This is a genomic window from Nonomuraea sp. NPDC049129 (assembly GCF_040648495.1).
In the GTDB taxonomy this organism is placed as follows: Bacteria; Actinomycetota; Actinomycetes; order Streptosporangiales; family Streptosporangiaceae; genus Nonomuraea.
In genome coordinates this window covers 1-24,747 of the sequence record NZ_JBEZDU010000001.1, presented here as the reverse complement: position 1 = coordinate 24,747, position 24,747 = coordinate 1, and the positions used below count along the sequence as shown (strand labels likewise).

The following is a 24,747-nucleotide window of genomic DNA, read 5'->3' as shown; positions in this document are numbered from 1 at the left end:
TCCTCGTGTCGTTCGTCGTCTACGCCCGAAACATACGAGGTACGTGCTTGACAGCTACTGGACGGCAAGTGAAACCCGCGCGCGCACCCTTGTTGATGAGATGTGAAGACGCACTGGACTCATCACTGGGCGCGATCAGCGCCGAGTTCCGCCAGGAACTCTTCGGCGCGGCGGGTGAACAGGTGGGCCGCACGTTCGGCGGACAACGCCCGGGCCTTCTCGGCGGCGGCCCGGACGACCGCGACGGGCTCGCCGAGAGCCTGCAGCAGCCGCGCTCGCAGCAGCAGGATCAGCCCTTCCGAGTAGCGCTGGCCGTAGGCGTCGAGGTAGTAGTCGGCCCGGTCCAGCGCCGCGGCGGCCTCGGCCGGCATTCCGGCGGCGAGCCGCATCTCGCCGAGCAGCCCGTACCAAGTGGCGACGCACGAGAGCGGCGGGTCGACGAGGTGCGCGACGATGATCCGCTCGGCCTCCGCCGCGGCGCCGGCCGGGTCCTCGCCGGTCATGGCCTGCGCCCAGCACCGGGCCAGCCGCTGGTAGGTGCCGAGGAAGACGAAGGAGAACTCGGGGTCCACGGCGATCCCCCGCTCCGCCGCGCGCGACGCCTCGGCCGGGTCACCGATGATCGCCGCCATCCGCACGGCGATGGCGGACCAGATCGTGACCGCGTAAGGGGCGTCGCCCGTCTCGGTCTCCAGCGTGTCGAGCAGTGCCCGCCCTGTTTCGACGTCGCCGTGGAGCGTGGTTATCTCCGCGAGCATTCCGGCCATGAGGAGCTGCAGGTCGTGCCGGACCGGGTTCTCCTCGCGCCTGGCGAGGCCGTTCAGCATGATCTGATGGGATTTGTTGAGGAAGTGGAAAGCCTCCCCGATGTTGCCCACATCCCACTGATGAAGGCCCCAGGCTTCCAGGCCGTACGCGTACACGATCGGGTCGCTGGACGCCTGGCCGTGATCGAGCAACTGGCGCGCCAGCGTGCCACTGCGGTCGAGCTGAATGCCCTGAGCGTGCACGACCCAGCGGGAGAAGAGGAAGTCGGTGGCCTCCAGCTCACGGCCGAGGTCACGGGCCAGGTGCTCGGCGCGTTCCAGCAGCTCGAGTGCCGCGGCCCCGTACATCGAACGCATCCCGACGACCGCGGTGAGCTGCGACAGCGCCGACAACTCCAGTTCGGCCAGGCCCGCCGTCCGCGCTACCTGCGCGGCCATCCGCAGCTGCCGCTCGGCGGCCTCGAACGCGGACTTGGCCGCCGCGCGGCGGCCCGCGCGCACCAGGGCCCCCGCGGTCCGGGCCGGGTCCGCCAGCGGGCCGGCCGCCCAAAGGTGGTAGGCCAGGCGCTCGGCGACGGACTCGCCCTCGGAGCCGATGCCCTCCAGCGCGTCCGCGACGCTCAGGTGCAGCCGCGGCGTACGCCGCCGCGGGGTGGTCCCGGCGACCGACTCGCGGACCAGGTCGTGCGCGAAACGCAACGAGTACGGGTCATCGAGGGCCGGCCCGAGCAGGCCGAGCGCCTCCAACGGTTCGAGGCGGTCCAGGCAGGTCGGGACGTCGAGGCCGGCGGTGCGGGTGAGCAGGCGGAGATCGACGTCCCGGCCGATGAGCGCGGCGACCTGGAGCAGGCCCCGGGCGCCGTCGTCGAGACCGGCCATCCGGTCGCGTACGACGTCACGCACGGTGGACGGCACTCCTGCCCGGGCCACGGCGTCCGCGGTCAGTACGCCGCCGTCGGCGAGCAGCCGGGACAGTTCCCGGACGAAGAACGGGTTGCCGGCGGTACGGGCGTGGATGCCACTGGCGGCGTCCGGGCCGGGAACCTGGCCGATCTCGCCACGGACGATCTCGGTCACCTCGGCCAGGTTGAGCGGGCCGAGGTGGACGCGGCGCTGGCCGGACACCCGGCTCGCCGCGGCGAGCATCCGCGACAGCTCCGTGCCGGGCACGGGCGCGCGGTCGCGGAGGGCCCCGATGATCACGGCGCCACCCGGCAGCCGGGCGGCCAGATGGCTGAACAGATGCAGCGAGGCGACGTCGGCCCACTGCAGGTCGTCGATGACGAGCAGCACCGGCCGCCGCGCCGAGAGCTCGCCGATGGCGGCCACGACCCGTTCGAACAGGCGGAACTGGGCGCCGCCTTCCGACAACGTCGGCGCGTCGACGCCGTGCTCGCGCGGGTCGACGAGCCGGCCGAGCGCGCCGGAGAGCCACTTCGCCCGCGCCGCCGTGGGCAGCGCCTCCAGGACCGTGCCGACCACCTGCACCCACGGCCACATCGACGGCGTTCCCTCGCCCTCCAGGCACCGGCCCCAGACGACGAGCGCACCACGCCGATCCGCCTCGGCGGCGATCTCCTCAAGCAGGCGGGTCTTGCCCACCCCCGGCTCGCCATCGACGACGACGAGCCCCCTGCCTCCGGCCATCGCCGACTCCGCCGCCTGCCGGAGCACCGCGAGTTCCTCGGCCCGGCCGACCAGGCCACCGGCAGGCTGCGTCTCGGCTGCCGCGGCCGTCTGCCCCGTCGCCAACGGCTGCCCATCGGCCATCGTCGAAGTCTCGCTCAGCACCCGCTTGTGCGCGGCCCGCAACGCCGGGCCGGGATCGATGCCGAGCTCCTCGACCAGGCGCGTACGGACCGTCCGGTATACCGCCAGCGCCTGCGCCTGTTGTCCGGCGGCGCCCAGGATGGAGATGAGGCTCGCCTGCACGGGCTCGTGGAGCGGCGCCATCGAGGCGGCCAGTTGCACGTGGGGCAGCACGCGCTCCGGGCGGCCCAGCGACATCGCGAGTTCGGCGGCCGCCGCGCAGGCGGCGAAGAACTCGTCATCCAGCCCCGCGAAGATCGACATCGCGGCCGGTCCGTAGGCCAGCCCCTCGCCCGCGGAGCCCTGCCAGAGCTCCAACGCCGCCACGTATGAGTCCAGCGCCGCCTCGCGCCGCTGCTCCGCGAGTGCCGCGCCGGCGGCCTGGACACGCTGCCGGAAGACGACCAGATCCAGCATGCCGGTCCCAGCGGCGAACAGATACCCGTTACCCTTCCGCCGCAGGTACGAGCCGGTCCCGCGGATCGGGAGCGCGGGCTCGAGTAATCGCCGCAGCGCGCCGACATACTTGTGGATGACGTTGACGGCACTGGCGGGATCGCCGCCGTCCCAGATCAGCTCGACCAGCTCGCTCGTGCTGACCAGCCGGCCCTCACGGGCCAGGAGCAGTGCGAGCAGGTACGCCTGCTGCCGGGGGCCGGTATCCAGCTCGACACCATCACGCCAAAGTCGCAACGGACCGAGAATCTGCAGACGTACGCCGGAGGCCGGCCCGGCCTCGCCGCCCCCCGGACGAACTGGCACAGCCACGCCTGCCAACCCCCTGGATTGATATGACGGATCGCCGACTGTGCGGGCCACGGTCGCACGTACCCACTCCTGCGCGGGATGAGTTTACGACGCTGAACCCGTATAGGAAATCCATGACTATTGGCGGTCAGTGCGGCCGGTTCGCGCTGCCGCGGGCGGGATCCGGCCCTACTCAACGTCTGAGCGCATCCTGCGCAGCTCTGCCTCCAGGTTGTGCGCGTCGACGTAGGCCGCCGGTGTATCGCCGAAGCGGTTGCGGAATTCCTTGATGAAATGCGAAACGCTTGCGTAGCCCACGTGACGGGATACTTCGGAGACCGTCATCCGGCGGTCGACAAGCAGTTCGCGCGCCCGGTCGAGCCGGTAGTCCTTGAGAAACTGATACGGCGTGCGGCCGGTGGTCTCGCGGAACAAGGCCGAGAACGCGGACGGGCTCAAGGCCACCTGTCTGGCCAGGTCATTGACCGTCAACGGCTCCGCGTAATGCGCTCGGGCGAACGTGAGCGCGGCGGAGATCGGGGCCCGCGAGGCCTGCCTTGCCGCGAGGTGCAGCATCCGGGAGAACTGCTCGCGGCGTAACACGCGATAGACCATCTCCTCCACGCACATCGGCGCCAGCACCCGTCGATCGGCGCCGCTGTCGAGCGAGCGCAGAAATCGCAGGACCGCCGCCATGAGTTCCGGATCGAGGGGGGAGACGACGCACCGGTCGGCCTCGCCCGGCTCCGAAACCACGTCGAACGCGCTGGAGCGCCGCCCGAGCATGTCGGTGGAGACCTTTCGCACCAGCGCCGGATCGATCTCCAGGACAAAGGACAGGAACGGCTCGCGGGGGCTGGCCTGCAGGATCTCGGCCTGGAAATGCAGGTTGCCGCCGAGCACAAGGTAATGGAACGGGTCATAGACATAGCGGCTGCCATCCACGATCACTGCCTTGCTGCCCTGCGAAACGATCCCGAGCGACAGTGACTGAATCTCCTCCCATGCGGGAGCCACCGGCTCGGTGAAGCGGTAAAGAGTCAGACCGGGCCAGCCGCCGTCGTTGCCGCCGGTCTTGGGCGTGCGCGCGTCCAGCACCGAGATGAGGTCCGCCGAACTCTCGCGGTGCTCGATCTCCGAGGTCGTCATGGTGAGCCTTCCTGCGGCCACGAATATGTCAAGCGCATCTTGCGTCCCGATCCCGACTCCAGCACGTGCTGTCAGATCAGCGCAACGCCTGGCGAAAGCGGGAGACGCGGCCCTGGCGAGTGAGCTTCAGGCAAGTGAGATCGTGTCCCCGTCGACCCTGATCTGTACCTCCGGCAGCGGTTTGGTGGCCGGACCGCCCATGATGACGGCACGCCGACAGGCGTCCGCGTCGCCTCCTGTGGGCTGCTCTTCCCGCTGGTCATCCACCACGACACCCCGTGCCTGGCAGCCCTTGGCAAGACTCGTGCACCTACGTTCGCCTTTCGGGTTTTTCCCCTTCCGTCGGGCTCGGCGGGTGCTGGAGCAGCGTGCCGTAACAGCCCAGGGGGAATCTCGGATAGTCATTTCGGGCCCTCGTTCGAGGACGTCGCCCAGATCGCGGCGCCTGCGCGGAGCCCGCGAGGAGCTTGCCGTAGCCCCTGCGGGGATGACGCCTTCCGACAAGCCGGCGGAAGCCGGGATGCCGGTGCCCAGCTGAGCGACCCGGCCCGCGATTTCGTGGCCGGGAATGTAGGGGAACGTGAGCTCCACCGGGAAGTAGCCGTCGAGGAGTTGGTAGTCGCTGCGGCACATTCCCGTGGCCTGGACCCTGATGAGAACCTCGTCCGGGTTCGGTTCGGGAATCGGAGCCTCTTCGACTCGCAACGGCTGCTTGTAGCCGTACATTCGCGCTGCGCGCATCTTCAAGACGTCTCCTTACTCCTTGTCCGCTCTTTTTCTCCCATCATCAGCAACGGTAATTTCGGCCAGTGGATGACATATTTACGATGAGTGAATCGCCTTGTCTGGATGCTCGGTGCCAGAGGGCATTCGGGTGGTGGGTGCGGGCGCTTTGCTTCGAGGTTCTTACAGGTTGCGAACGTCAGTCCCCGCCTCCTTCGGCCGACCGGTTCCGATCATTACTGTCGGTGAGGTGAGGGTAATGGTCACCGGCTCGGCCGGTTTCATTGGAAGTCATGTCGTCGAGTCGTTCGAGGCGGCCGGGCATGAGGTGTCGGGACTCGATCTGCGCGACGGGGCCGATCTTCGCGATCGGGACACCCTGGATCGGCTGCTGCCCGAGGTGGATCTGGTGGTGCATCAGGCGGCGAAGGTCGGGCTCGGCGTGAACGTGGCCGACCTGCCGGACTACGCCTCGGTCAACGTGTACGGCACCGCCGTGCTGCTGGCCGCGATGGCCACACATCACGTCGGGCGGCTGGTGCTGGCCTCCTCGATGGTGGTCTACGGCGAGGGCGCCTACGACTGCGCCGAACACGGCCGGGTCCGGCCCGGCCCACGCTCGGCGGCCGACCTGGAGCGGGGGCGGTTCGACCCGTCCTGCCCTGTCTGCGGCGAGGCGGTGCGCTCGGCCGTGATCGGGGAGGACGCGCCGATGGACCCGCGCAACGCCTACGCCACGACCAAGCTGGCCCAGGAACACCTGGCCGCGAACTGGGCGAGAGAGACCGGCGGGAGCGCGGTGGCGCTGAGATACCACAACGTCTACGGGCCGCGGATGCCGCGCGACACTCCCTACGCGGGTGTCGCCGCCATCTTCAGGTCGGCTCTGGAAGCCGGGCGGGCGCCCCGGGTGTTCGAGGACGGCTGTCAGATGCGCGACTTCGTGCACGTACGCGACGTGGCGCGGGCGAACCTGGCGTCCGCCGAGGCCGAGCCGGTCGCGGGCGGCCTGGTCGCGTACAACATCGCCAGCGGCGTCCCGCACTCCGTCGGGCAGATGGCCGCCGCCCTGGCGGCGGAGCGCGGTGGGCCCGAGCCCGTCGTCACCGGCGAATACCGGCTGGGCGACGTCCGGCACATCGTCGCCGCGCCCGGCCGGGCCCGCGCCGAGCTCGGGTTCGAGGCCGAGATCGGCTTCGAGACCGGCATGAAGGAGTTCGCCACCGCCGCTCTGGGGACGCCATGACCCGCTCTGGGGACGCCATGACAACGACCATCGATGTAGTGCTGCCCTGCCTGAACGAGGAAGCCGCCCTCGCCTGGGTGCTCGAGCGGATGCCGCCGGGCTACCGCCCGATCGTGGCCGACAACGGCTCCACCGACTCCTCGGCGAAGATCGCCGCGGAGCTGGGCGCGCTGGTGGTGAGCGAGCCGCGGCGCGGGTTCGGGGCGGCCTGCCACGCGGGGCTGCTGGCCGCCACGTCCGAGCTGGTGTGCTTCATGGACGCCGACGCTTCCCTCGATCCGCGGCAACTGCCCGAGGTCGTCGCCCCGGTCCTGGGCGGGGAGAGCGATCTGGTGCTCGGCAGGAGGGTGCGCCGGCCTGGCGCGTCGTGGCCCTTGCACGCCAGGCTGGGCAACGCGGTGCTGGCTGCGAAGCTGCGCCGCCGTACCGGTGCGGCCCTGCACGACCTGGGGCCGATGCGGGCCTGCCGCCGGGCCGAACTCCTGGCGCTCGGGCTGCGGGACCGCAGATTCGGCTACCCGCTGGAGATGGTGCTGCGGGCGGCGGGCGCCGGGTGGCGGATCGCCGAGGTCGACATCGGCTACCTGGCCCGTCGCGGGCGGTCGAAGGTCACTGGGACCGTTCGCGGGACCGTTCGGGCGATCTCCGATATGCGAGCCGTCCTGCGAGACGGATGACGGCGGCGACGAGCCCGGTCCCGGCCAGGACGATCAGCAGGTTGAGCGCGTAGTCGTGCGGCAGGATCGACGGGTTGTCCGCCCGCCTGCCCAGCGCCAAGACCGTCGGCAGAGTCGCGAGCGTCACCATCCCCGCCACGATCAACCATGCCCTCAGCGCCGCGCCTGCCCTGGCCACGAGTACGCCGGCGAGCAGCACCGCGGGCGCCAGCACGGCGTCGTGCGCGATCAGGACGCCGCCGAACCACAACGCCCAGCCGGGCGGGTCGCTGTCCATGAGCAGCCCGGCGAAGCCGAGCGCCACCAGGGCGCCGCCGAAAGCGTATCCGAGCCACCTCATGACACCCTCACCCTCGTGACCCATTTGGTCTGCATGACCCCGGGCCGGTTCGGTGCGATCAGCCGGACCGGGTAGCCGTGGTCGGCGTCCAGGGTCCGGCCGTTGATCTTCAGTGCGAGCAGGGTCAGCGGATCGTTCCAGTGCGGTGGCCGGACCTCGCTGCTGCGGTAGTAGCCGCTCTGTTCGAGTGACTCGACCGTCAGGAACGCCTCCGGGGAGCCGCCTGCCTGGGCGATCAGGTCGCGCAGCCGGATTCCGGTCCATTCGCACTCCACGCTCCAGCCCTCCACGCACGAGATGGGCAGGCTGACCGTGTGCTGCGGCAGTCGTACCAGATCGGCGTAGGTGAGGGAGAGCGGCGTGCGGACGGCGCCCATCACGACCAGTCTGTAGCTGCCCGGATCGCTGATCGCCTCGGTGATGCCGGCGGCGAGCGCGGACCTGTTCACGGGCACACCCTGGGAGCCGATGCGCGGGTTGCGCGGCGCCAGTACGGCCAGCCGGTCCAGCGGGGCGACGGTCTCGCCCACGGTGACCAGGGCGGCCACGCCGCAGGCGGCGGCGATCGCGTACAGGAAGCGACGGCGGTCAGGGTCCTGAACCCTGGTCCACAAGTGTCGCCGGAGCTTGGCCCACTCGTTGACGACGTGGACGACGAGCGCGCCGTAGACGATGAAAGCCGTCCAGTAGTGCGCCTGGATGAATCCGAACGGCCAGGCGTAGTCGTAGGCGATGTTCATCAGACCGGTGACGAGCTGGAACAGCGCCCCCGCCACGAGGAGCAGGACGAACAGCCGCTCGGCCGCGTGGCCCGCCGAGCGCAGCGGCGGCCACTGCCACAACTTCGGGTAGACGGCCCACAGTTTCGCCAGGAGCAGCGGCACCGTGGCGATGCCGCCGATGACGTGCAGGCCCTGCGTGACGCGGTACAGGTTGACCGGCCGCGACGGCCACAGCAGCCAGGTGGGCGGATGCTGGGTGAAGTGGCTGAACAGCCCCGTCGCGAAGGCGAGCGTGAAGCTGATCCCCAGCCACATGCCCAGCCGGGCCGACACCTGCTCCGACCTCAGGCGGCTGGTGAACCTGGCCGAGAGCGTCTGGATGAATATCATCGTGCTCCTGCCTCCTCGAGGCTGCCGGCCGCACGCCTCTGTCGTACGGCCCAGCCCGCGACGACCCCCACCGTGGCCAGGGCATAGGCCAGGGTGGACGGGCCGAACAGGTAGGCGGCCGCACCGGCCAGCGCCACCCCCAGCCACTCCCATCGCCCGTCCATGGCGGCCAGCGCGACGACCAGGAGCGCGTACCAGGAGTAGGCCGGGGTGAGCAGGAGCAGGAGCGATCCGCTGACCAGCAGCGCTCCCTCCCATGGGCGGTCCGGGTCACCGTGGCGTAGCACGAGCCAGATCACCAGACCCAGGACGGCGACGGCGGCGAACGGCGTCCAAGAATCCGGCATGACCAGCCGCAACACCCCGTACCGCGCTCTCGCCGACGGCGCCTCGTAGCCCTCCTCCTGGAGGTAGCCGAACAGGTAGCCCAGCACGGAAGCCCGCGAGGCGAGCACATACGGCAGATAGGCCAGCACGACGACGGCCCCGGCGGGCAGCACGACGGCCAGGACACGCCGCCAGGCGACCCCGTCGCGCAGCACCCCGGACAGCGCGCCGGGAAGCGTGACGGCCGGCAGCAGCTTGGCCGCGATCCCGGCGCCGAGCAGCGCTCCTCTGCCCCGGACCACGCAGAAGGCGAGCACCACCAGCAGTACGCCCAGCATGTCGACGTGCGCGTTGTTGACCGCTTCCGCGGGCACGGCCGGGCACCACGCCCAGCACGCCGCCTGTCTGACACCGATCCATCGCAGCAGTGCCAGCAGCACCGCGATCGCCATCAGCGCGCCACCCACCTGGTACGGCTTGTGCCGCGCCCCATCCGGCGACAACCAGTGCACCAGCCGGAAATAGCCCTCGGCCAGCGGCGGGTAGATGGTGTGCACGAGCGGTCTGTTGATGCGCGTGCAGACTCCCTCCGCCAAGTGGGCGAGGCCGGGCGCGGCGCAGTCATCGGGGAAGAGCCAGCCATCGCGCAGCGGGCCGAGCGCCGGATCGGCGGGCGCGTAGTCGTACGGCGAGTGCCCGGCTGCCTGTACCCGGCCGTCCCACGCGTACCGGAAGGAGTCGGTGCTCGTGCTCGGCGGCGCGACCAGGCCGGTGGCGGTCACCACGATCCCGCCCGCCACGACCAGCAGGGTCAGCTCCCGCTTCGGCACCTTGCGCGCCCACCAGAAGGCGGCCGCGAACAACCCCCATGCCAGCAGGTACCAGTCGAGCAGGCCGGGCCCGCCCAACGCCATCCTGATCAGGACGAGCACCAGGGCGACCAGCGTCGCGCCGGCGAACACCGTGTGTCTGCTCACGAACCGAGCGTGTCACCCTCTGCCCGCTTGGGGCCGTCGCCACGGCGACCCGTAACAACCCCGTAAGAGACAGCGTAAGAGACGGCCACCCGTAACAATCCCGTAAGGGTCGCCCCAGGTCACCGGCCCTACTGTCGGACCATGAAGATCACTCCAGGGGCGGCGCAGCTCGTGGTCATCGCCAAGGAACCGGTCGCGGGCCGCGTCAAGACCCGCCTGACGCCACCGTTCACGCCGAGCCAGGCGGCCCGCCTGGCAGAGGCGTCGCTGGAAGACAGCCTGACCACCGTGGCACGGGCGCCCGCCACCCAACGCGTCCTGGCCCTGGACGGACTGCCCGGCACCTGGCTGCCCGACGGCTTCGTGGTCATCCCGCAGCGCGGGAACGGCCTGGACGAGCGCTTGGCCGCCGCCTTCGCCGACACCTACCGGCTGCGCCCCGAGCCGGTCGTGCTCATCGGCATGGACACCCCGCAGGTCAGCCCCGCCCTGCTGGACGCGGCCACCAGCGCCCTGGTCGAGCACGACGCGGTCTACGGTCCGTCGGCCGACGGCGGCTTCTGGCTGCTCGGCCTGCGGCGGCCCGATCCGCGCCTGCTCCTCGGGGTGCCCATGTCCCAGCCGTACACCGGCCGCGCCCAGCTCGACCGGCTCGCGGAGGCCGGCCTGAGCGTTCGGCACCTGCCCGAGCTGACCGACATCGACACGGCCGCCGACGCCTTCCACGTCGCCGCCGAAGCTCCCGGCTCCCGCTTCGCGGCGACACTGGCCGAGATGGCGCCGCCTTCGGCGCAGGTGACACCGCTGGCTGAGGTGGCGCCATTGGCCCAGCTGACACAGCCGGCCGAGACGGGCGCGCGCCGATGATAGGTGAGATCTACGCCGAGGCCCTGTCCGGCGCCACCGTCGAGATCGAGCACGCCGACGGGACCCGTCGGCCGCTGAACGTGGCCGGCTGGTTCGAGCCGATAGACGGCGACGAGGCGATGCTGAGCCGGTGCGCGGGCCCCACACTCGACATCGGATCGGGTCCCGGCCGGCTGACCGTCGCGTTGAACCATCGGGGCGTGCACGCTCTCGGCATCGACATCGCGCCGCGCGCCGTACACCTGACCCGGCGAGCGGGCGGCTACGCGCTGCTCCGGAGCGTCTTCGACGTGATCCCCCGGACGGGAAGCTGGCAGACCGCGTTGCTCGCCGACGGCAACATCGGCATCGGCGGACATCCACGTGTCCTGCTGCGCCGGGTACGCGAGCTCGTACGGCCAGGCGGCGAGGTCGTCGCCGAGGTCGAACCCCCGGGCGTGACCAGCCGGGTCGACCGCGTCCGCCTGCGCCGTGCCGACATCGCGGGCGACTGGTTCGCCTGGGCCGTGGTGTCGGCCGACGACATCGGACGGCTCGCCGAATCCAGCGGCTTCGACCTCGCCGAGAGCTGGCAGGAGCAGGGCCGCTGGTTCGCCGCCCTGCGCCCAGCACGCCCGCTGGGGTGACCAGCTGAACCGATCCACGCCGGGGTCGTGGAGGGCGGTCAGGTTCGGCGAGCATGGGACGCGAGCCGGTCGGCGAGCGCGACGACGAGGTCGCGTAGTTCGCCGGGACGCTCGATGACGAACGGCCGGTCGAGCGCGGCGAGCAACGCGGGCAACCAGTCGAGCCGTTCGGCCCGTAGCTCGACGCGCAGCCACCGCTCGGCCGCCGGATCCTGGCCCGCGGTGGGGAAGGTTTCCGCCACCACGGCCTGGCCTGTGGTGGCGGCGATCTCCGCCACGCTCGCGAGGCTCGCGGGAAGGCGAGCGCGGATCTGCTCGACCGTCCCGTGTATCCGCAAGGTCACCTCGTACCGGTAGGAGGCGGTGGCGAACCCCGACAGGACACGCTGCGCCGGGTCCGGTCCGGCGGGTACCTCGAAGGAGCCGGGCAGCGTTCTGGCGTCCGTGACGCGGTCGAGGCGGAAGGTCCGGTTCTCGCCGATCGAGGGATCCGCGCCGGTGACGTACCAGCGGCCCGAGTGGTTGACGATCCCGTACGGGTGCAGCGTGCGGTCGCTGCGCCGGCCGTCCCGATCGGTGTACCTGATCGAGACGGGACGGTGGTGGCGTACCGCGTCGGCGATGGTGAGCAGGATCTCGGCGTCCGGCGTGACCGGCTCGCCGGACGGCTTGGTGAAGGCGAGGGATTCCAGGACTGTGTCGAGCCCGCGGGTGAGACGTTCGGGAAGCACCCGCCGGATCTTGGCCGCCGCCGTCTCGCTCGCGGTCCCGGCGGCCGTCGCCAACCCCGTACGCCGACCGGCGATCAGGCCGAGCAGCACGGCCAGCGCCTCGTCGTCGTTGAGCATGAGCGGCGGCAGACGGTAGCCGCGGCCGAGACGGTACCCGCCGTAACGGCCACGCACCGCCTCGATGGGTATGCCGAGGTCGACGAGCTGGTCGACGTACCGCCGCACGGTGCGGCCGTCGACGCCGAGCCGGTCGGCGAGCTCGGCCATCGTCCGGGTGCCGCCCGACTGCAGTAGTTCCAGGAGGGTGAGCACGCGGCCGGTAGGACGGGACATATCTGCGAGCCTACGGCCGATAGTGGACCGATTCTGTCCAGTATTGCCCTTAGCGTGCGAAGCGCCAAGGCTCAAGGACTTCAGGAGGAACGCCATGGACTTCGTTTCGATCCGCATCATCACCGGTGATGTCGCTCGCCTCGTCTCGTTCTACGAGAAGGTCACCGGGGTGGGGGCGGTCTGGTCCACCGAGGACTTCGCGGAGCTCAAGACCTCCAGGGCCACGCTGGCGATCGCCGGCACCCGCACGGTGCCGCTGTTCGCTCCCGGGTCCGCCCGCCCGGCCGACAACCACAGCGTGATCATCGAGTTCCTCGTCGACGACGTGGACCGCGTGCACCAGAACCTGACCGGGTTCGTCACCGACGTCGTCACCGAGCCCACCACGATGCCCTGGGGCAATCGGTCGCTGCTGTTCCGCGACCCGGACGGCAACCTCGTCAACTTCTTCACCCCGGTCACCGCCGCCGCCATCGCCAGGTCGGGTCGTCACATGGTGTAGGCCTTGATGACGGAGATCCTGGTGTCGCCGAGGAACAGCCAGTCCGGTGGGGCGATGAAGCCGGGAAGCGCGGACATCTCACTGGGATTCCGGCTCGTATCGGTGACCCGCAGCCGCATCTTGTCGCCGGGAGTCTTGATGGTCAGCGACGCCTCGACCCCCGCCGGCCCCGGGGCGTGGAAGACGAAGCCCGCCGGATCGGGCGTGATGGAGCGGCCCTCGACGGTCAGCGAACCTACCGTCGCGGTGTCCCCGTACACCCGCAAGCCGACCGTGTCCGCTCCGCGCTCGGAGCGGATCCGGACGCGCAGGGTTCGCACGCCCTGCTGGGTCGTGTCCGCGAGCACCCGCAGCGAGGGCGCCGGTAGCGCGGCGGCCTTCGCCGGGCTGAGGAGCTTGGACCCGCCGCCCCACAGCTCCGCGAGCTGGCCGGTCGCGTTGGCGCCGCCATAGCGGCGGGCCCACTGGTCGGGCGCCTTCGAGGTCAGCCAGACGGCCTTGCCGGTGTCCGTGTCGAGGCCGTACGCCAGGCTGGTTCGCCGTGGGTGCTCCTTGTCGATCGGCTCGACCAGCAGGCCCGCCGCCACCAGGGCGAGGGAGACGACCAGCGCCGTCAGCGGGATCAGCGGGGTACGCCTGCGCGGCCAGATCACCTCGATCAGCGGTAGCAGGAGGCCGCCGAACAGGATCATCAGCGGCATGGGGGCGTAGCCCGCGTACTGCAGGCCGGTCGGCAGGGTGTTCCACGCGCTGGGCAGCAGGATCAGGGCGCCCGGTACGAGAGCGGCGGCGAGGATGAGGACGCGCCACCGCGGCGGGCAGCGGAGTGCGGCCAGCCCGCCCAGCGCCGCCCCCAAGGCGGGCCACGCGGCGAGGTGCGAGGCGCCGGGCGACACGATGCCGAGTCCGAGACCGATCAGGGCCGCCCAGGTCAGCATGCCCAGCGCCAGCTCGGCGGGGCCGACGCGACGGCGCAGCAGCGCGTACCAGGCGATGAGGATCGTGCTCGCGAGCATCAGTACGGCGAGCCACAACAGCTCCGGGCGATACGGCGTCGTGGTGGCGGTTCCGCTGAGTTCGGGGCGGATCGCCTTGAGCAGGTCCCAGAAGTAGACACCGGCGCCCACCCCGAGCGCGATCGGGATCAGGGCGAGCGCGGTGCCGAGGAGCGTGCGCCGCAACGTGACCACGCCCCGGCGGCGGGCCAGGAAGATCAGTGCCAGCGCCGCCACCAGGGCGACGCCGCCCAGCACGGAGGCCGCCCAGGTCGGATAGCGAACCAGCAGGCCGGGCGGGACGTTGAAGTAGACCAGGTCGTTCCCGGTGGTCAGCCGCGCCAGGTCGGTGCCGCCGAACGCGCGCACGAGGGCCAGCGTGTTGTCGCCCATCTGCTGCAGTGCCGCCAGATCGACGTGCGCGGGGTCGTCGAGAACGCTGTGGTACAGGGTCCCCGCGTTGGCGTAGGCGGAGTCCAGCACGGCCATCCCGCCGGGTTTGAAGGCGGTGAAGTCGGTGTCGTTGTTGAGCAGTTTCATGAGCTCGGCGTACACGGAGTCGGCCACGGGCATGGGCGCCGCCGATCCGAACATGGAGATCAGGCCGGAGTTCGACTCCGTGCTCCGGAACATCAGCACCGGCCCCTTGGCCCCGCGCGCCTCGTTGTTGAGCACCACGCTCCGCCCCCGTGCGAGCGGGTGTGCTTTGACGAACGCCTCCGAACCCAGGAGCCCGGCCTCCTCGGCGTCGGTGATGAGGAACACGACGTCGTTGCGCAGCCGTTTACCGTCCGCGACCAGCGCTCTGGCCGTCTCGATCGCGCTCGCCGTACCGGCCCCGTCGTCGTTGGCACCCGGACCCTCGGGGACCGAGTCGTAGTGAGCGGTGACGAAGACCCGGCCCGTGGGAGCCGTCCCGGGTATCACGGTGACGATGTTGAAGACGCGCCCGGCGGTGATGGGGTCGCCCCGCTCGTCGATGGGTGAGACGCCCACCGCCTCCTGCACTTCGGGCCGCAGGCCCAATCGCCGCAACTCGCCGACCAGGTAGTCGCGGACCCGGGTGTGTTCGGCCGTGCCGACGGGGTGGGGTTTGACGGCGAAGCGCTCGACCTGGGTGAAGGCCCGCTGCGCGCTGAATTCCCGGTCGGGCGCGGTGGCCGGGCTCACGGCGGTGGGGGTGGTGTCCCAGATCGCGCCGACGGCGATCAGCAGGAGCACGCCCAGGGCCAGAAGTCCGGCAGCGAGTGAACGCCGTCTCGATACGTGCTCGTCCGCCTGCTCGTCCGCGGCCACTGATGTCATCGGTCACTCCTTGTCGCGTCGGTCATGGCAACGGGGGTCACCGCGACGGAGTATTGCAGAAGAAATGCTGCAGCGAAAATTCTGCAATGTGAAGGCGAGGGGCGGTAGGCTCACAGCGTGGCGAACAGACCGTCGATCCGGCAGCTCAGTGATCCAGGTGCGCACAAGGCGCTCGGCCATCCGCTACGACAGCGGATCCTGCGGCATCTCGGCATCCACGGCCCGGCCACGTCCACCACGCTCGGCCGGGCGCTCGGTGAGAACACCGGGACGCTCAGCTATCACCTGCGCCAGCTTGAGCGCAACGGGTTCATCGAGGAGATCCCCGAGCGGTCGAACGGAAAGGAGCGCTGGTGGCGCCAGATCAGCGCCGACCTGAGGTGGCCCCCGCCGGGTGAGATGGACGAGGAGTCGCAGAAGCTCCTCGACGAGATCACCGAGTTCAAGGTCGAGCAGGAGCTGGAACTCGCCCGGCGCTTCTTCCGAGACCACCAGCGGTACGGGGAGTGGGCGAGGGCGTCCCGCGGGCTCACTCACCTGACCCGGGAAGAACTCGACGAGTTCTTCGAGGCGTACATGGAACTGCTGTCCAGATTCGGCCGCGCGCAGGAGGACGCCTCGCCGGGAGCGCGGCCGGTGTTCCTGAGATTCTTCACGATGCCCGCCTCCGAGGACCCGCCGTCCTGACGACCGGCCTCGTACGGTCAGCGCGGGGTTGCGGGACCGACCGAGCCTCGGACCACGATGTGGGTGCCCAGGACGACGTGCTGGGGTTGCCGGCGGTCGAGCGCGAGCCTGACCGCGGTCCTGCCCAGCTCTTCGGTGGGGATGCGTACGGTGGTGAGGCCGGGGGAGAGGTCGGCGGCGAACGGAATGTCGTCGTAACCGGCCAGCGACACGTCTTCGGGCACGCGTAGTCCGGCCTCGCGCAGTGCGGCGAGCACGCCGATGGCGACCATGTCGGTGGCGGCGAAGACGGCGGTGAACCGGGCGCCGAGGGTGATCAGCCGGCGGGCGGCGGCCTGTCCGTCGGCGCGGTCGAAGCCTGCCGGGACGATCAGGTCCGGGTCGTAGGGCACCCCGAACGACTCGTGGGCCCGGACGAAACCGCGCACCCGGTCGAGCTTGGTCGTGCTCGCCTGGCCGGGGTGGTCGGCGCCGATCAGGGCGATGTGCCGGTGTCCCTGGGAGAGCAGGTGGCTGGTCATGGCGTAGGCGCCGCCCTCGTTGTCGTACTCGACCACGGTGGTGGGCACGTCGTCGCCCAGCGGCGGCCGCCCGCACAGCACGAGCCGGGAGCCGGCCTTGTCCAGGGCGTGGGCGAAGTGGGACATGCGTTCGCGGTAGGCGTCGTCCAGCGCGCCGCCGCCGACCAGGATGACCGCGTCGGCGCGCTGCTCGCGCATGGCCTCGACCACGGCCAGCTCCCGGGCGGGGTCACCGTTCGTGGCGCACACCATGCACAGGCGTCCCTCAGCGGTGGCCTGCTGCTCCACGCCCTTGGCGACGTAGGCGAAGGACGGGCCGGTGACGTCGTCCAGCACGAACGCCACCGTCTTGGTGCTGGCCCCGGACAGGGCGCGGGCGTGCACGTTGAGCACGTAGTCCAGCTCTCGCATGGCCCGCAGCACCCGTGTCTTGGTGGACTGGGCGACCGGGTAGTCCCCCTTGATCACCCGGGACACCGTGGAGGGGGAGACTCCGGCCCGGGCGGCCACGTCGCGGACGGTGGCACGATCGACATTCATCAAGCCACCCGGTCCAGGTCGTCACCGGTCACTCGGTGCGCCAGAGGCTGCCCCGCGGTCAGGCGTTCCAACTCGTCCAGGACCAGAGCCCCCATCCGGGCCACCTCGTTGCCGTGCGAGCCGGCGATGTGTGGAGTGAGAAAGGCGTTGGGCAGGTCGAACAGCGGCGAGCTGGGCGGCAGCGGCTCGGGCTCGGTGACGTCGAGGATCGCCGACAGCCGCCCGGACTTCAGCTCGGCGACCAGCGCGTCGGTGTCGACCAGCGATCCACGGGCGGTGTTGATCAGCACCGCGCCGTCCGGCATCAGCGCCAGCCGGGTGCGATCCAGCATGTGCCGGGTCTCCGGGATGGCGGGCGCGTGCAGGCTGACGATGTCGCTGCTGCGCAGCAGCTCCTCGAGGGAGGCTCGCCGCACTCCGGGAACCCGCGTGTACGGGTCGTACAGGCACATGTCTAGATCGTACGGCGCCAGCAGCTCGATCACCCGGCGTCCGATTTGCGAGGCGCCCACGATGCCGACCCTGCGGCCGTTGTTGCCGACCAGGGGCTCGATCTTGGCCAGGGTGAAGCCGCGTTCGCGCCGGTAGCGCTCGCTCAGGGCGAAGACCCCCTTGCCGGCCAGCAGGATGGTGCCGACGGTGTACTCCGCCACCGGGACGGCGTTGGCCGCGGCCGCCGAGGAGACCAGCAGGCCGCGTTCCCAGCACGCGGGGGTGACCAGGCCCTTCACCGAGCCGGCGGCGTGCAGCACGGCCCGCAGGTGGGGGGCGGCGGCCAGCACCGCCTCGTCCACCGGCGGGCAGCCCCAGCCGGTGATGAGGATCTCGGTGTCGGCCAGGTCCAGCCGCGGATCGTCGAAACGCTCGGCGACCATTGTCACGTCGATGTCGGCCAGCGTGTCCAGCCGCCGCAGCAAGGGCGCGGGGAAGAGCAGTGCGAGGTGTTCCTCGCGCATGGCGAACAGCGCCTTCGGGCGTGGGGACACGGGGGAAGCCCTCCATTCGATAGACATCGGTTTCTACGCTAGAGGCGCGGCCACTTCCGGTCAACGGATGGCGTCGCAGCAGTACATACACTCGTATGTAACGTATTCGTAACGCGACCTTGTAGGCAGACGTCCCTCAGTCGTAGCGTTCGCAGCGACCGGTTTCTATCGAACTTTGAGAGTCAGCTGCTGCCCCTCAGACGGGACCTAGGTGATGAGCACGCTACAGACGAGGCACGAGTCTCAGACGAGTCCGCCTTCCGGGCCGGCCGCCCGCAAACGCCGTACACGTGGCAAGGTGACGGGACGGACGGGTTGGTCGGTCGGGCTGCTCGCGCTACCGGCGGTCGTCTTCTTCCTGGTCTTCAACTACCTGCCGATGGCCGGGCTGGTGGTGGCGTTCAAGGAGTTCGACGTCAACCTGGGGATCTTCGGCAGCCCGTGGAACGGGCTGGCGAACTTCGCCTACTTCCTGGAATCCGGGGACGCGGCACGGATCCTGTTCAACACGCTCTTCCTCAACGTGCTGTTCCTGGGCGCGACGCTCGCCGCCGGGATCCTCCTGGCGATCATGCTGAACGAGATCCGCGGCACCTTCTTCAAGCGGGCCTCCCAGTCCGTGGTCTTCTTCCCCTACTTCGTCTCCCCGGTCGTGATCAGCATCATCCTGCAGGTCCTGCTCGCTGGAGCCTCCGGCGGGGGAGGAGCGGTCAACGACGCCATGACCGGCCTCGGACTGCCCACGGTGGACTGGTACAACGAGCCGGGACCGTGGCCGTGGATCCTCACCCTGGTGAAGGTCTGGCAGCTCGGCGGCTACCTCAGCGTCATCTTCCTGGCCGCGATCACCGGCATCCCCGAGGAGGTCTACGAGGCCGGGATGATCGATGGAGCCTCGCGGGCCCAGATGGCCTGGCGCATCACCCTGCCGCTGCTCAAGCCCACCGCCGCGGTGCTGCTGGTCCTGGGAGTCGGCCGGATCTTCTACGGCGACTTCGGCACCATCTACGCGATCATCGGCGACAACGGCACCCTGTTCGAGAACACCGACGTCATCGACACCTATGTCTTCCGTGCCCTGCGTCAGCTCGGCGACTTCGGCACCACCGGCGCGATCGGCCTGTTCCAGTCGGTCGTCGGCTTCATCCTCGTGGTGATCGCGGTGCTGATCCAGCGCAAGTACTCCAAGGAGACCAGCATCCTATGAGCGGCAGAAAGCTGGAACCGTTCACCGTCTTCAGCATCGTCGGCGTCGGCCTGGCCGTGCTGGCCTGCGCCATCCCCTTCTGGATGATCATCTCGGGCTCGTTCACCAGCGAGTCCGTGCTGGCCACGACCGGATACAGCCTTTTCCCGGATTTCGATCTCACCGCCTACAAAATGATCTTCACAGGTCCCGCGGTGCTGGACGCCTACCTCGCCAGTGTCTTCATCACCGTGGTGGGCACGGCGTTGTCCCTGGCGGTGACCTCGGGCCTGAGCTGGGTGATCGCCCGCCGGGTGCCCGGCATCAGCCGGCCGCTGACCGTCTTCTCCTACCTGCCGATGCTGTTCTCCGGCGGCCTCGTCCCCTTGTACCTGCTGGTCACGCAGTATCTGCACCTGCAGAACAGCTACTTCTCGGTCATCCTGCCGCTGCTGGTCATGCCCTTCCTGGTCTTCGTCCAGGTCAGCGCCTTCCGCCAGCTGCCGGAGTCGATCTTCGAATCGGCCAAGATCGACGGCGCGGGCGAGCTGCGCATGTTCTTCACGATCGCGTTGCCGCTGTCCAAGCCGATCCTGGCCGTCGTGGGCCTGTTCTACGCCGTGCACTACTGGAACGACTGGTTCATGGCGCTGCTGTTCATCGACGACGTGCACAAGTTCCCGCTCCCGCTGGTGCTGCAGAACCTCATCTCCAACATCTCCTTCACGCAGATGCTGCCGCAGCTGGCCGAGACGGCCACTCCCGTCTACCAGCTCCGGCTGGCCCTGACCACCGTCGCCATCGGGCCGATCCTGCTCGCCTACCCCTTCGCCCAGCGCTACTTCGTCAAGGGCATCACCCTCGGCGCCACCAAAGGCTGATCCCCCCACCTTCTGGAGTCACCGTGTCCAACCCCACCATGTCCCGGCGCGGCCTGCTGGCCGCCGGCGGCGGCCTGTCCGTAGCCGCCTTCCTCGCCGCCTGCTCCTCCCAGCCGAAGGCCGCCGACAATCAGGCCGCCGGCGCGCTCGCGTTGAGCCTCCTGCTGCCCGGCGACGTGCCGGCCGGCTGGGACGCCGTACTGGCCGAGGTCAACAAGAAGCTCCAGGCCGACCTGGGCTTCACCATCAAACCGCAGTTCATCCCGTGGACCAGCTACGGCCAGCAGGCGCTGCTGAAGTTCACCGCGGGGGAGAAGTTCGACACCGCGCTGCAGGCGCGCTGGCTCAACATGACCCAGCTGGCGGCGAGCGGCTCGATCGTCGAGCTGAGCAGCCTGCTGTCCAGCGGCAAGTACCCCCACCTGACCGCCACGATCGACCCGAAGATCATCGAGTTGAACCGGTGGAGCGGCAAACTCTACGGCCTGCCCCAGATCAACTCGGTCGCGCGTTTCCACCACTTCAGCATCCGCCAGGACCTGGCCGACAAGTACGGCATGAGCGACATCACGGATTTCGCGGGGCTGGAGAAGTTCTGGTACGACGTCAAGCAGAAGAACAAGGACATCACCCCGATCGGGCTGAACTCCCGGCTGCCCAAGCTGCTGGTGGCGTGGAACCCGGTCGGCTGGCTCAACCCGTACATGTGGGAGAACCCCAACATGAGCCTCGCCTCCTTCACCGGCGAGTCGCTCAACTTCGTGCTGGCCGCCGACGGCAAGCAGACCGGCTCGTCCCACCCGATCCCGTTCTGGGAGGCTCCGGGGATGATGGACGCGCTGCGCCTGGTCCGGAAGTACTACCAGGACGGGCTGTTCAACAAGAACGCGCTCACCCTCGACTCGAAGGCGCTGGACTCCCAGTTCAAGGCCGGCCGCGTCGCCACCGCCTGGGCCATGACCGACGGCCTGTCCTCCGCGGCCCTGCCCGAGCTGACCAAGAACGTCCCCGGCGCGATGATCGCGAACGTGATGCCGCTGAAGGGCGGTGCGAACGCCAAGCCGTACCAGACCTTCCAGAGTGACAACTTCGTCGTGCTCAACGCCAAGGGCCAGAGCAATGAGAAGGCCATGCAGCTGCAGGACTGGGCGTCGATCAAGGAGAACCACGACCTGCTCAACTACGGCATCCCCGGCAAGGACTGGAAGCCCGTCGGCGACGACAAGTACGAGAAGGTGTCCACCTACACCTTCCCCGGCTTCGCCCTCGCCTGGCGGGCCAAGTTGGAGCGCCGGATCAAGGAGATGACCGAGTCCGAGGCGAAGTGGTTCGATTGGGCGCAGGACATCGACAATTTCACCATCGACCCGTACGCCAGCTTCGTCCCCGACCCTGAGCCGGTGAAGCGGGAGAACGCCCAGGTCACCGCCGCCATGACGCAGTTCGCCAACCCGCTGTTCATCGGCGCGGTGGACGTCGACCAGGGCCTGGACAAGCTGAAGAAGGCGCTGGACCGGGCGGGCCTGGCCAAACTCCAGGCGGAGATGGCCAAGCAGGCCGACGCGTATCTCAAGGGTCAGTGAACAGCGAGGTAGCACTCATGCTTTTCTCGGAGGAATGAGCTTGATTCGCAATCCCGTCCTACCCGGCTTCCACCCCGACCCGTCGATCGTGCGGGTGGGGGAGGACTACTACCTGGCCACCTCGACCTTCGAGTGGTATCCCGGTGTACGCGTCCACCACTCCCGCGACCTGGTGAACTGGCGCCCGCTCGGCGGCATCCTGACCGAGCGCGGGCGGCTCGACCTGTCCGGCGTGCCGGACTCCGGCGGCGTCTGGGCGCCCGACCTGACCTACCACGACGGGCTGTTCCACCTGGTCTACGGCGTGATGGACAACTACGCGCTCGGCTACAAGGACATCGCCAACTACCTGGTCACCGCGCCCTCGATCGAGGGGCCGTGGTCCGGCCCGGTCCGGCTGCCCGGCCGCGGCTTCGACGCCGCCCTCTACCACGAGGACGGCCGGAGCTGGCTGCTCAACATGGTCTTCGACTCCCGCCCCGGACGCGGGTTCGCCGGGATCGAGCTGCAGTCCCTCGACGGCGGCAAACCCGAGCTGATCCTGCCCAACCGCAACATCACCGAAGGTCCGCACCTGTACAAGATCGACGGCTGGTACTACCTGATGGTGGCCGAGGGCGGCACGGGGTACGAGCACGGGGTCACGGTGCTGCGTTCCCGTTCGATGGCGGGGCCGTACGAGGAGGACCCGGCCGGGCCGATGCTCACCTCGCGCCACGACCCGAGCCTGGAGCTGCAGAAGGCGGGCCACGGCTGCCTCGTCGAGACGCCGGCGGGGGAGTGGTACGTCGCCCACCTCGTGGCCCGGCCCTACCACAACCGCACCTGCGTGCTCGGCCGCGAGAGCGCGCTGCAACGCGTGGAGTGGGTGGACGGCTGGCCGCGCGTGGCGGGCGGCGTGCCCGCCGTGGAGGTGGCCGCGCCCGCGCTGCCCGCCCACCCGTGGCCGGCGGCCGACGGCTGGAACGGGCTGGAGCAGGACTGGAGCACGCTGCGGCGACCCCCCTCGCCGGACTGGCTGACCGCCGACCACGACGGCCTCACCGTGCACGGTGGTCAGTCGCCGTACGGACTGCGCAGCCCGAGCCTGGTCGCCCACCGGGTCACCGCTCAGAAGTGCTCGCTGGAGGCGGTCATGCGATTCGAGCCCGGCACCGTCCATCAGTCCGCCGGCATCACCGCGTACTACAACTCGCGTAACTGGTTCTATCTCGCGGTGACCACCGAGGGGCTCGTGCTGACCAGCAGTGACCGGGGCGCTCGCACCGAGCACCTGCTGGGCCCCGCGGCGGGCGAGGTCAGGCTGCGCGTGGAGTTCGACGGGCCGGTCGTGCGCTTCAACCACGGCCCCGAGCTGGACGCGACGATCCTGTCGGATGAGCATGCGGACGAGCGCGTTGACGGCCAGATGCGCGCTTTCGGCTTCACCGGCGCGTTCGCCGGGTTCTGGGTGCAGGACCTGGCGGGCGAGGGCTGCACGGCGCGCTTCGAGCGGATTCGGTATGAAGCTGTACGTTGAGACCCGGGGCCACGACGGGCCTGCGCTGCTTCTGGTGCACGGCTGGGGCGGAGACCACCGGACGTGGCGCGCCCTGGACTTCGGCGAGCGCCGGGTGATCGCCCCCGACCTGCGCGGCCACGGCAGGTCCCCGGCTCCCGCCAGCGGATACCGGCCCGTCGACCTGGCTGGCGACCTCGTGCCGCTGCTGGACGGGCCGGTGGTGGCCATCGGGCACTCCATGGGCGCCCAGGTGGTCACCGCGCTGGCGGTCGAGCATCCGGAGTTGGTCAGCGCGCTCGTGGTCATCGCTCCCGCCTATGGCGCGGACGAGGCGGAGGAGCCTCTCATCCCGCAGCGGTTGGCGGCGTTGCGCGCCGAGGGCGCGGACGCGGCGTCGCGTTCGTCGACGTCGTGCTGTCCGCGTGGGGCCGCTGACAGGATCGATATCCGGTCGGCGGGTGAGGCGTTCGGGCGGCCGTCACACCCGCAGAAGGGTGATCTGGCGGCCGGACGGTGTGGCCGCCTGCTCGAATCCGCCGCGTTCTTTCCAGGGTGGGGCTTCGGGGCGCCGGTCGAAGATCACCAGCACGCCGGTGGTGAGGGTGAGGCGGTCCAGGTATCGGTCGAGCTGCGCGAGTCCGTCAGGCTTAGGGTCGTTTTCGCTGGCTCGCCAGACCTTCAGCTCCATGGCTTCCCGTTGCACCTGTCGTTCGCCTTCGGGGCCGGTGTAGGGCCAGCGGACGAGCACGTCCAGGCGCTTGGTGCCGGCGGCGTACTCCCGGTCGAGGTGGCCTCCGCCGTTGACCAGGCGGTGCAGGAAGGCCATGAGGATGATCTGGCAGGCGGCCTCGTGGTAGCCCTCCTGCCGGATGAGGACTTCGCCGTGTTCGCGCCAGAACACGACGAACTCCTGCAGCAGGCGCGGCAGGTCGAAACGGCCGTCCGGCAGCACGAAGCTGCGCGGATCGGCCCTCACGAACCGCTCCGTGCGAGCGCCCAGAACCCGTAGCAGGACTTCTCGGTAAATTGGGTTGGCGATCTCCACTCCCCCTGTCCGATGGCCCTCTGGCCGTGCGTTGTGGCCGTCGCGGAGCTGGCTGAGAATGCTGACCAGGCTGTTGCAGGGCGTCGATCTCGTCGAGGAACAGCACCACCCGGCGCGGGCACGGCGACACCACTCGCTCAGCGCCGAACCGAACCGGCTGCCCGGCGTGACCTGCGGCCACGGATCCGGCGGCAGCAGCTCCTCCGGCCACCCCGAGCGCGCGGCGGCTTCGCGGAGGGAATCCAGCAGAAGTGACTCCGCCCAGCCTACGTCGTCGCCGGCTGGCGGCTTCATGCGGATCAGGTGGTCCGGAAGGCGTCGGCGTTGCGTGCGCACCAGTCGGCGAAGGTGCGGGGCTTGCGCCCGAGCAGGCGTTCCACGGTGTCGGTGCGGAATCCGGCGGTGTCGGCGCGCATGAGGTGGAACCCCTCGATGATGGCCTCGGCCAGCGCCGGAGGTGCCCCGTTGGGGAATCGGGAGGCTACGACCTCTTCCGCGGTGGTCACCGGCCGGATCGCGATGTCCCGGCCGGCCGCCTCGGCCAGGATCTTGACCTGTTCGGTGATGGTGAACAGCTCCTCGCC

At 69.9% G+C, this 24,747-nt stretch carries 21 protein-coding genes and 2 pseudogenes; 11 read left to right on the top strand and 12 right to left on the bottom strand.

Annotated features, from left to right (window positions below):
• Positions 1-122: 122 nt before the first annotated feature.
• The 3 genes from AB0B64_RS00115 to AB0B64_RS00105 form a co-directional block, all read right to left on the bottom strand.
• On the bottom strand, positions 123-3,269 hold the full coding sequence (locus tag AB0B64_RS00115; protein WP_358173288.1) for a BTAD domain-containing putative transcriptional regulator: 3,147 nt from the start codon (positions 3,267-3,269) through the stop codon (positions 123-125).
• 243 nt (positions 3,270-3,512) lie between these two features.
• Entirely contained in the window at positions 3,513-4,472 is a 960-nt protein-coding gene (locus AB0B64_RS00110) for an AraC family transcriptional regulator (protein WP_358173286.1), read from the bottom strand.
• Positions 4,473-4,598: 126 nt separating this feature from the next.
• Positions 4,599-5,213 carry an alcohol dehydrogenase catalytic domain-containing protein gene (locus AB0B64_RS00105; RefSeq protein ID WP_358174768.1) on the bottom strand — a complete coding sequence of 205 codons (615 nt, stop codon included), beginning with the start codon at positions 5,211-5,213 and terminating at the stop codon, positions 4,599-4,601.
• Positions 5,214-5,454: 241 nt separating this feature from the next.
• Here AB0B64_RS00105 and AB0B64_RS00100 point away from each other — a divergent pair, with 241 nt between their 5' ends.
• Together AB0B64_RS00100 and AB0B64_RS00095 are read left to right on the top strand one after the other, a co-directional pair.
• Positions 5,455-6,441: an NAD-dependent epimerase/dehydratase family protein gene (locus tag AB0B64_RS00100; protein ID WP_358174765.1), complete on the top strand. Its 987-nt coding sequence runs from the start codon at positions 5,455-5,457 to the stop codon at positions 6,439-6,441.
• Positions 6,442-6,458: 17 nt separating this feature from the next.
• On the top strand, positions 6,459-7,118 hold the full coding sequence (locus AB0B64_RS00095) for a glycosyltransferase family 2 protein (protein ID WP_357952512.1): 660 nt from the start codon (positions 6,459-6,461) through the stop codon (positions 7,116-7,118).
• Here the strand turns inward: AB0B64_RS00095 and AB0B64_RS00090 are convergent.
• Genes AB0B64_RS00090 through AB0B64_RS00080 form a run of 3 tightly spaced genes read right to left on the bottom strand, consistent with a single transcriptional unit; the run spans position 7,051 to position 9,874 of the window.
• Complete coding sequence (locus AB0B64_RS00090; RefSeq protein WP_357952513.1) at positions 7,051-7,458, bottom strand: hypothetical protein; 408 nt, start codon at positions 7,456-7,458, stop codon at positions 7,051-7,053. The two genes, AB0B64_RS00095 and AB0B64_RS00090, sit on opposite strands and share 68 nt — an antisense overlap.
• Positions 7,455-8,570 (bottom strand): molybdopterin-dependent oxidoreductase, encoded by a 1,116-nt coding sequence (locus tag AB0B64_RS00085; protein WP_358173283.1) that lies wholly within the window; start codon positions 8,568-8,570, stop codon positions 7,455-7,457. The genes AB0B64_RS00090 and AB0B64_RS00085 overlap by 4 nt, the downstream gene beginning before the upstream one ends.
• A complete protein-coding gene (locus AB0B64_RS00080) occupies positions 8,567-9,874 on the bottom strand; it encodes a hypothetical protein (RefSeq protein ID WP_358173280.1) in 1,308 nt (435 codons plus the stop codon). Before AB0B64_RS00080 ends, AB0B64_RS00085 begins: the two co-directional genes overlap by 4 nt.
• Positions 9,875-10,015: 141 nt before the next feature.
• Here AB0B64_RS00080 and AB0B64_RS00075 point away from each other — a divergent pair, with 141 nt between their 5' ends.
• Both AB0B64_RS00075 and AB0B64_RS00070 read left to right on the top strand, forming a co-directional pair.
• Positions 10,016-10,741: a TIGR04282 family arsenosugar biosynthesis glycosyltransferase gene (locus tag AB0B64_RS00075; RefSeq protein ID WP_358173277.1), complete on the top strand. Its 726-nt coding sequence runs from the start codon at positions 10,016-10,018 to the stop codon at positions 10,739-10,741.
• A complete protein-coding gene (locus tag AB0B64_RS00070) occupies positions 10,738-11,367 on the top strand; it encodes a methyltransferase domain-containing protein (RefSeq protein WP_357952517.1) in 630 nt (209 codons plus the stop codon). The genes AB0B64_RS00075 and AB0B64_RS00070 overlap by 4 nt, the downstream gene beginning before the upstream one ends.
• A 38-nt stretch (positions 11,368-11,405) precedes the next feature.
• On the opposite strand, the gene AB0B64_RS00065 is transcribed toward AB0B64_RS00070, so the two are convergent.
• Entirely contained in the window at positions 11,406-12,431 is a 1,026-nt protein-coding gene (locus AB0B64_RS00065; protein WP_358173273.1) for a YafY family protein, read from the bottom strand.
• A 94-nt stretch (positions 12,432-12,525) separates the two neighbouring features.
• Here AB0B64_RS00065 and AB0B64_RS00060 point away from each other — a divergent pair, with 94 nt between their 5' ends.
• Positions 12,526-12,933 carry a VOC family protein gene (locus AB0B64_RS00060; RefSeq protein ID WP_357952519.1) on the top strand — a complete coding sequence of 136 codons (408 nt, stop codon included), beginning with the start codon at positions 12,526-12,528 and terminating at the stop codon, positions 12,931-12,933.
• On the opposite strand, the gene AB0B64_RS00055 is transcribed toward AB0B64_RS00060, so the two are convergent.
• Entirely contained in the window at positions 12,921-15,233 is a 2,313-nt protein-coding gene (locus AB0B64_RS00055) for a M20/M25/M40 family metallo-hydrolase (protein ID WP_358173270.1), read from the bottom strand. The genes AB0B64_RS00060 and AB0B64_RS00055 overlap by 13 nt on opposite strands.
• Before the next feature lie 117 nt (positions 15,234-15,350).
• Here AB0B64_RS00055 and AB0B64_RS00050 point away from each other — a divergent pair, with 117 nt between their 5' ends.
• A complete protein-coding gene (locus AB0B64_RS00050; protein WP_357952521.1) occupies positions 15,351-15,920 on the top strand; it encodes a helix-turn-helix domain-containing protein in 570 nt (189 codons plus the stop codon).
• Between the two features lie 17 nt (positions 15,921-15,937).
• On the opposite strand, the gene AB0B64_RS00045 is transcribed toward AB0B64_RS00050, so the two are convergent.
• Both AB0B64_RS00045 and AB0B64_RS00040 read right to left on the bottom strand, forming a co-directional pair.
• A complete protein-coding gene (locus AB0B64_RS00045; protein ID WP_357952522.1) occupies positions 15,938-16,981 on the bottom strand; it encodes a LacI family DNA-binding transcriptional regulator in 1,044 nt (347 codons plus the stop codon).
• Positions 16,981-17,967 carry a hydroxyacid dehydrogenase gene (locus tag AB0B64_RS00040; protein ID WP_358173267.1) on the bottom strand — a complete coding sequence of 329 codons (987 nt, stop codon included), beginning with the start codon at positions 17,965-17,967 and terminating at the stop codon, positions 16,981-16,983. The genes AB0B64_RS00045 and AB0B64_RS00040 overlap by 1 nt, the downstream gene beginning before the upstream one ends.
• A 298-nt stretch (positions 17,968-18,265) precedes the next feature.
• Here AB0B64_RS00040 and AB0B64_RS00035 point away from each other — a divergent pair, with 298 nt between their 5' ends.
• The 5 genes and pseudogenes from AB0B64_RS00035 to AB0B64_RS00015 all read left to right on the top strand — a co-directional run.
• A complete protein-coding gene (locus tag AB0B64_RS00035) occupies positions 18,266-19,174 on the top strand; it encodes an ABC transporter permease subunit (RefSeq protein ID WP_358173264.1) in 909 nt (302 codons plus the stop codon).
• Entirely contained in the window at positions 19,171-20,034 is an 864-nt protein-coding gene (locus AB0B64_RS00030; RefSeq protein WP_357952525.1) for a carbohydrate ABC transporter permease, read from the top strand. Before AB0B64_RS00035 ends, AB0B64_RS00030 begins: the two co-directional genes overlap by 4 nt.
• Positions 20,035-20,057: 23 nt before the next feature.
• The gene (locus AB0B64_RS00025) at positions 20,058-21,617 is read left to right on the top strand and encodes a DUF3502 domain-containing protein (RefSeq protein ID WP_358173261.1); all 1,560 of its coding nucleotides are present in this window, start codon (positions 20,058-20,060) and stop codon (positions 21,615-21,617) included.
• Positions 21,618-21,657: 40 nt separating this feature from the next.
• Entirely contained in the window at positions 21,658-23,136 is a 1,479-nt protein-coding gene (locus AB0B64_RS00020; protein WP_358173258.1) for a glycoside hydrolase family 43 protein, read from the top strand.
• Positions 23,120-23,527: pseudogene (locus AB0B64_RS00015) on the top strand (alpha/beta fold hydrolase); the annotation flags it as partial. The gene AB0B64_RS00020 and the pseudogene AB0B64_RS00015, both read left to right, overlap by 17 nt.
• Positions 23,528-23,596: 69 nt before the next feature.
• Here AB0B64_RS00015 and AB0B64_RS00010 read toward each other — a convergent pair.
• A complete protein-coding gene (locus tag AB0B64_RS00010; RefSeq protein WP_358174798.1) occupies positions 23,597-24,094 on the bottom strand; it encodes a hypothetical protein in 498 nt (165 codons plus the stop codon).
• 368 nt (positions 24,095-24,462) lie between these two features.
• Positions 24,463-24,747: pseudogene (locus AB0B64_RS00005) on the bottom strand (hypothetical protein); the annotation flags it as partial.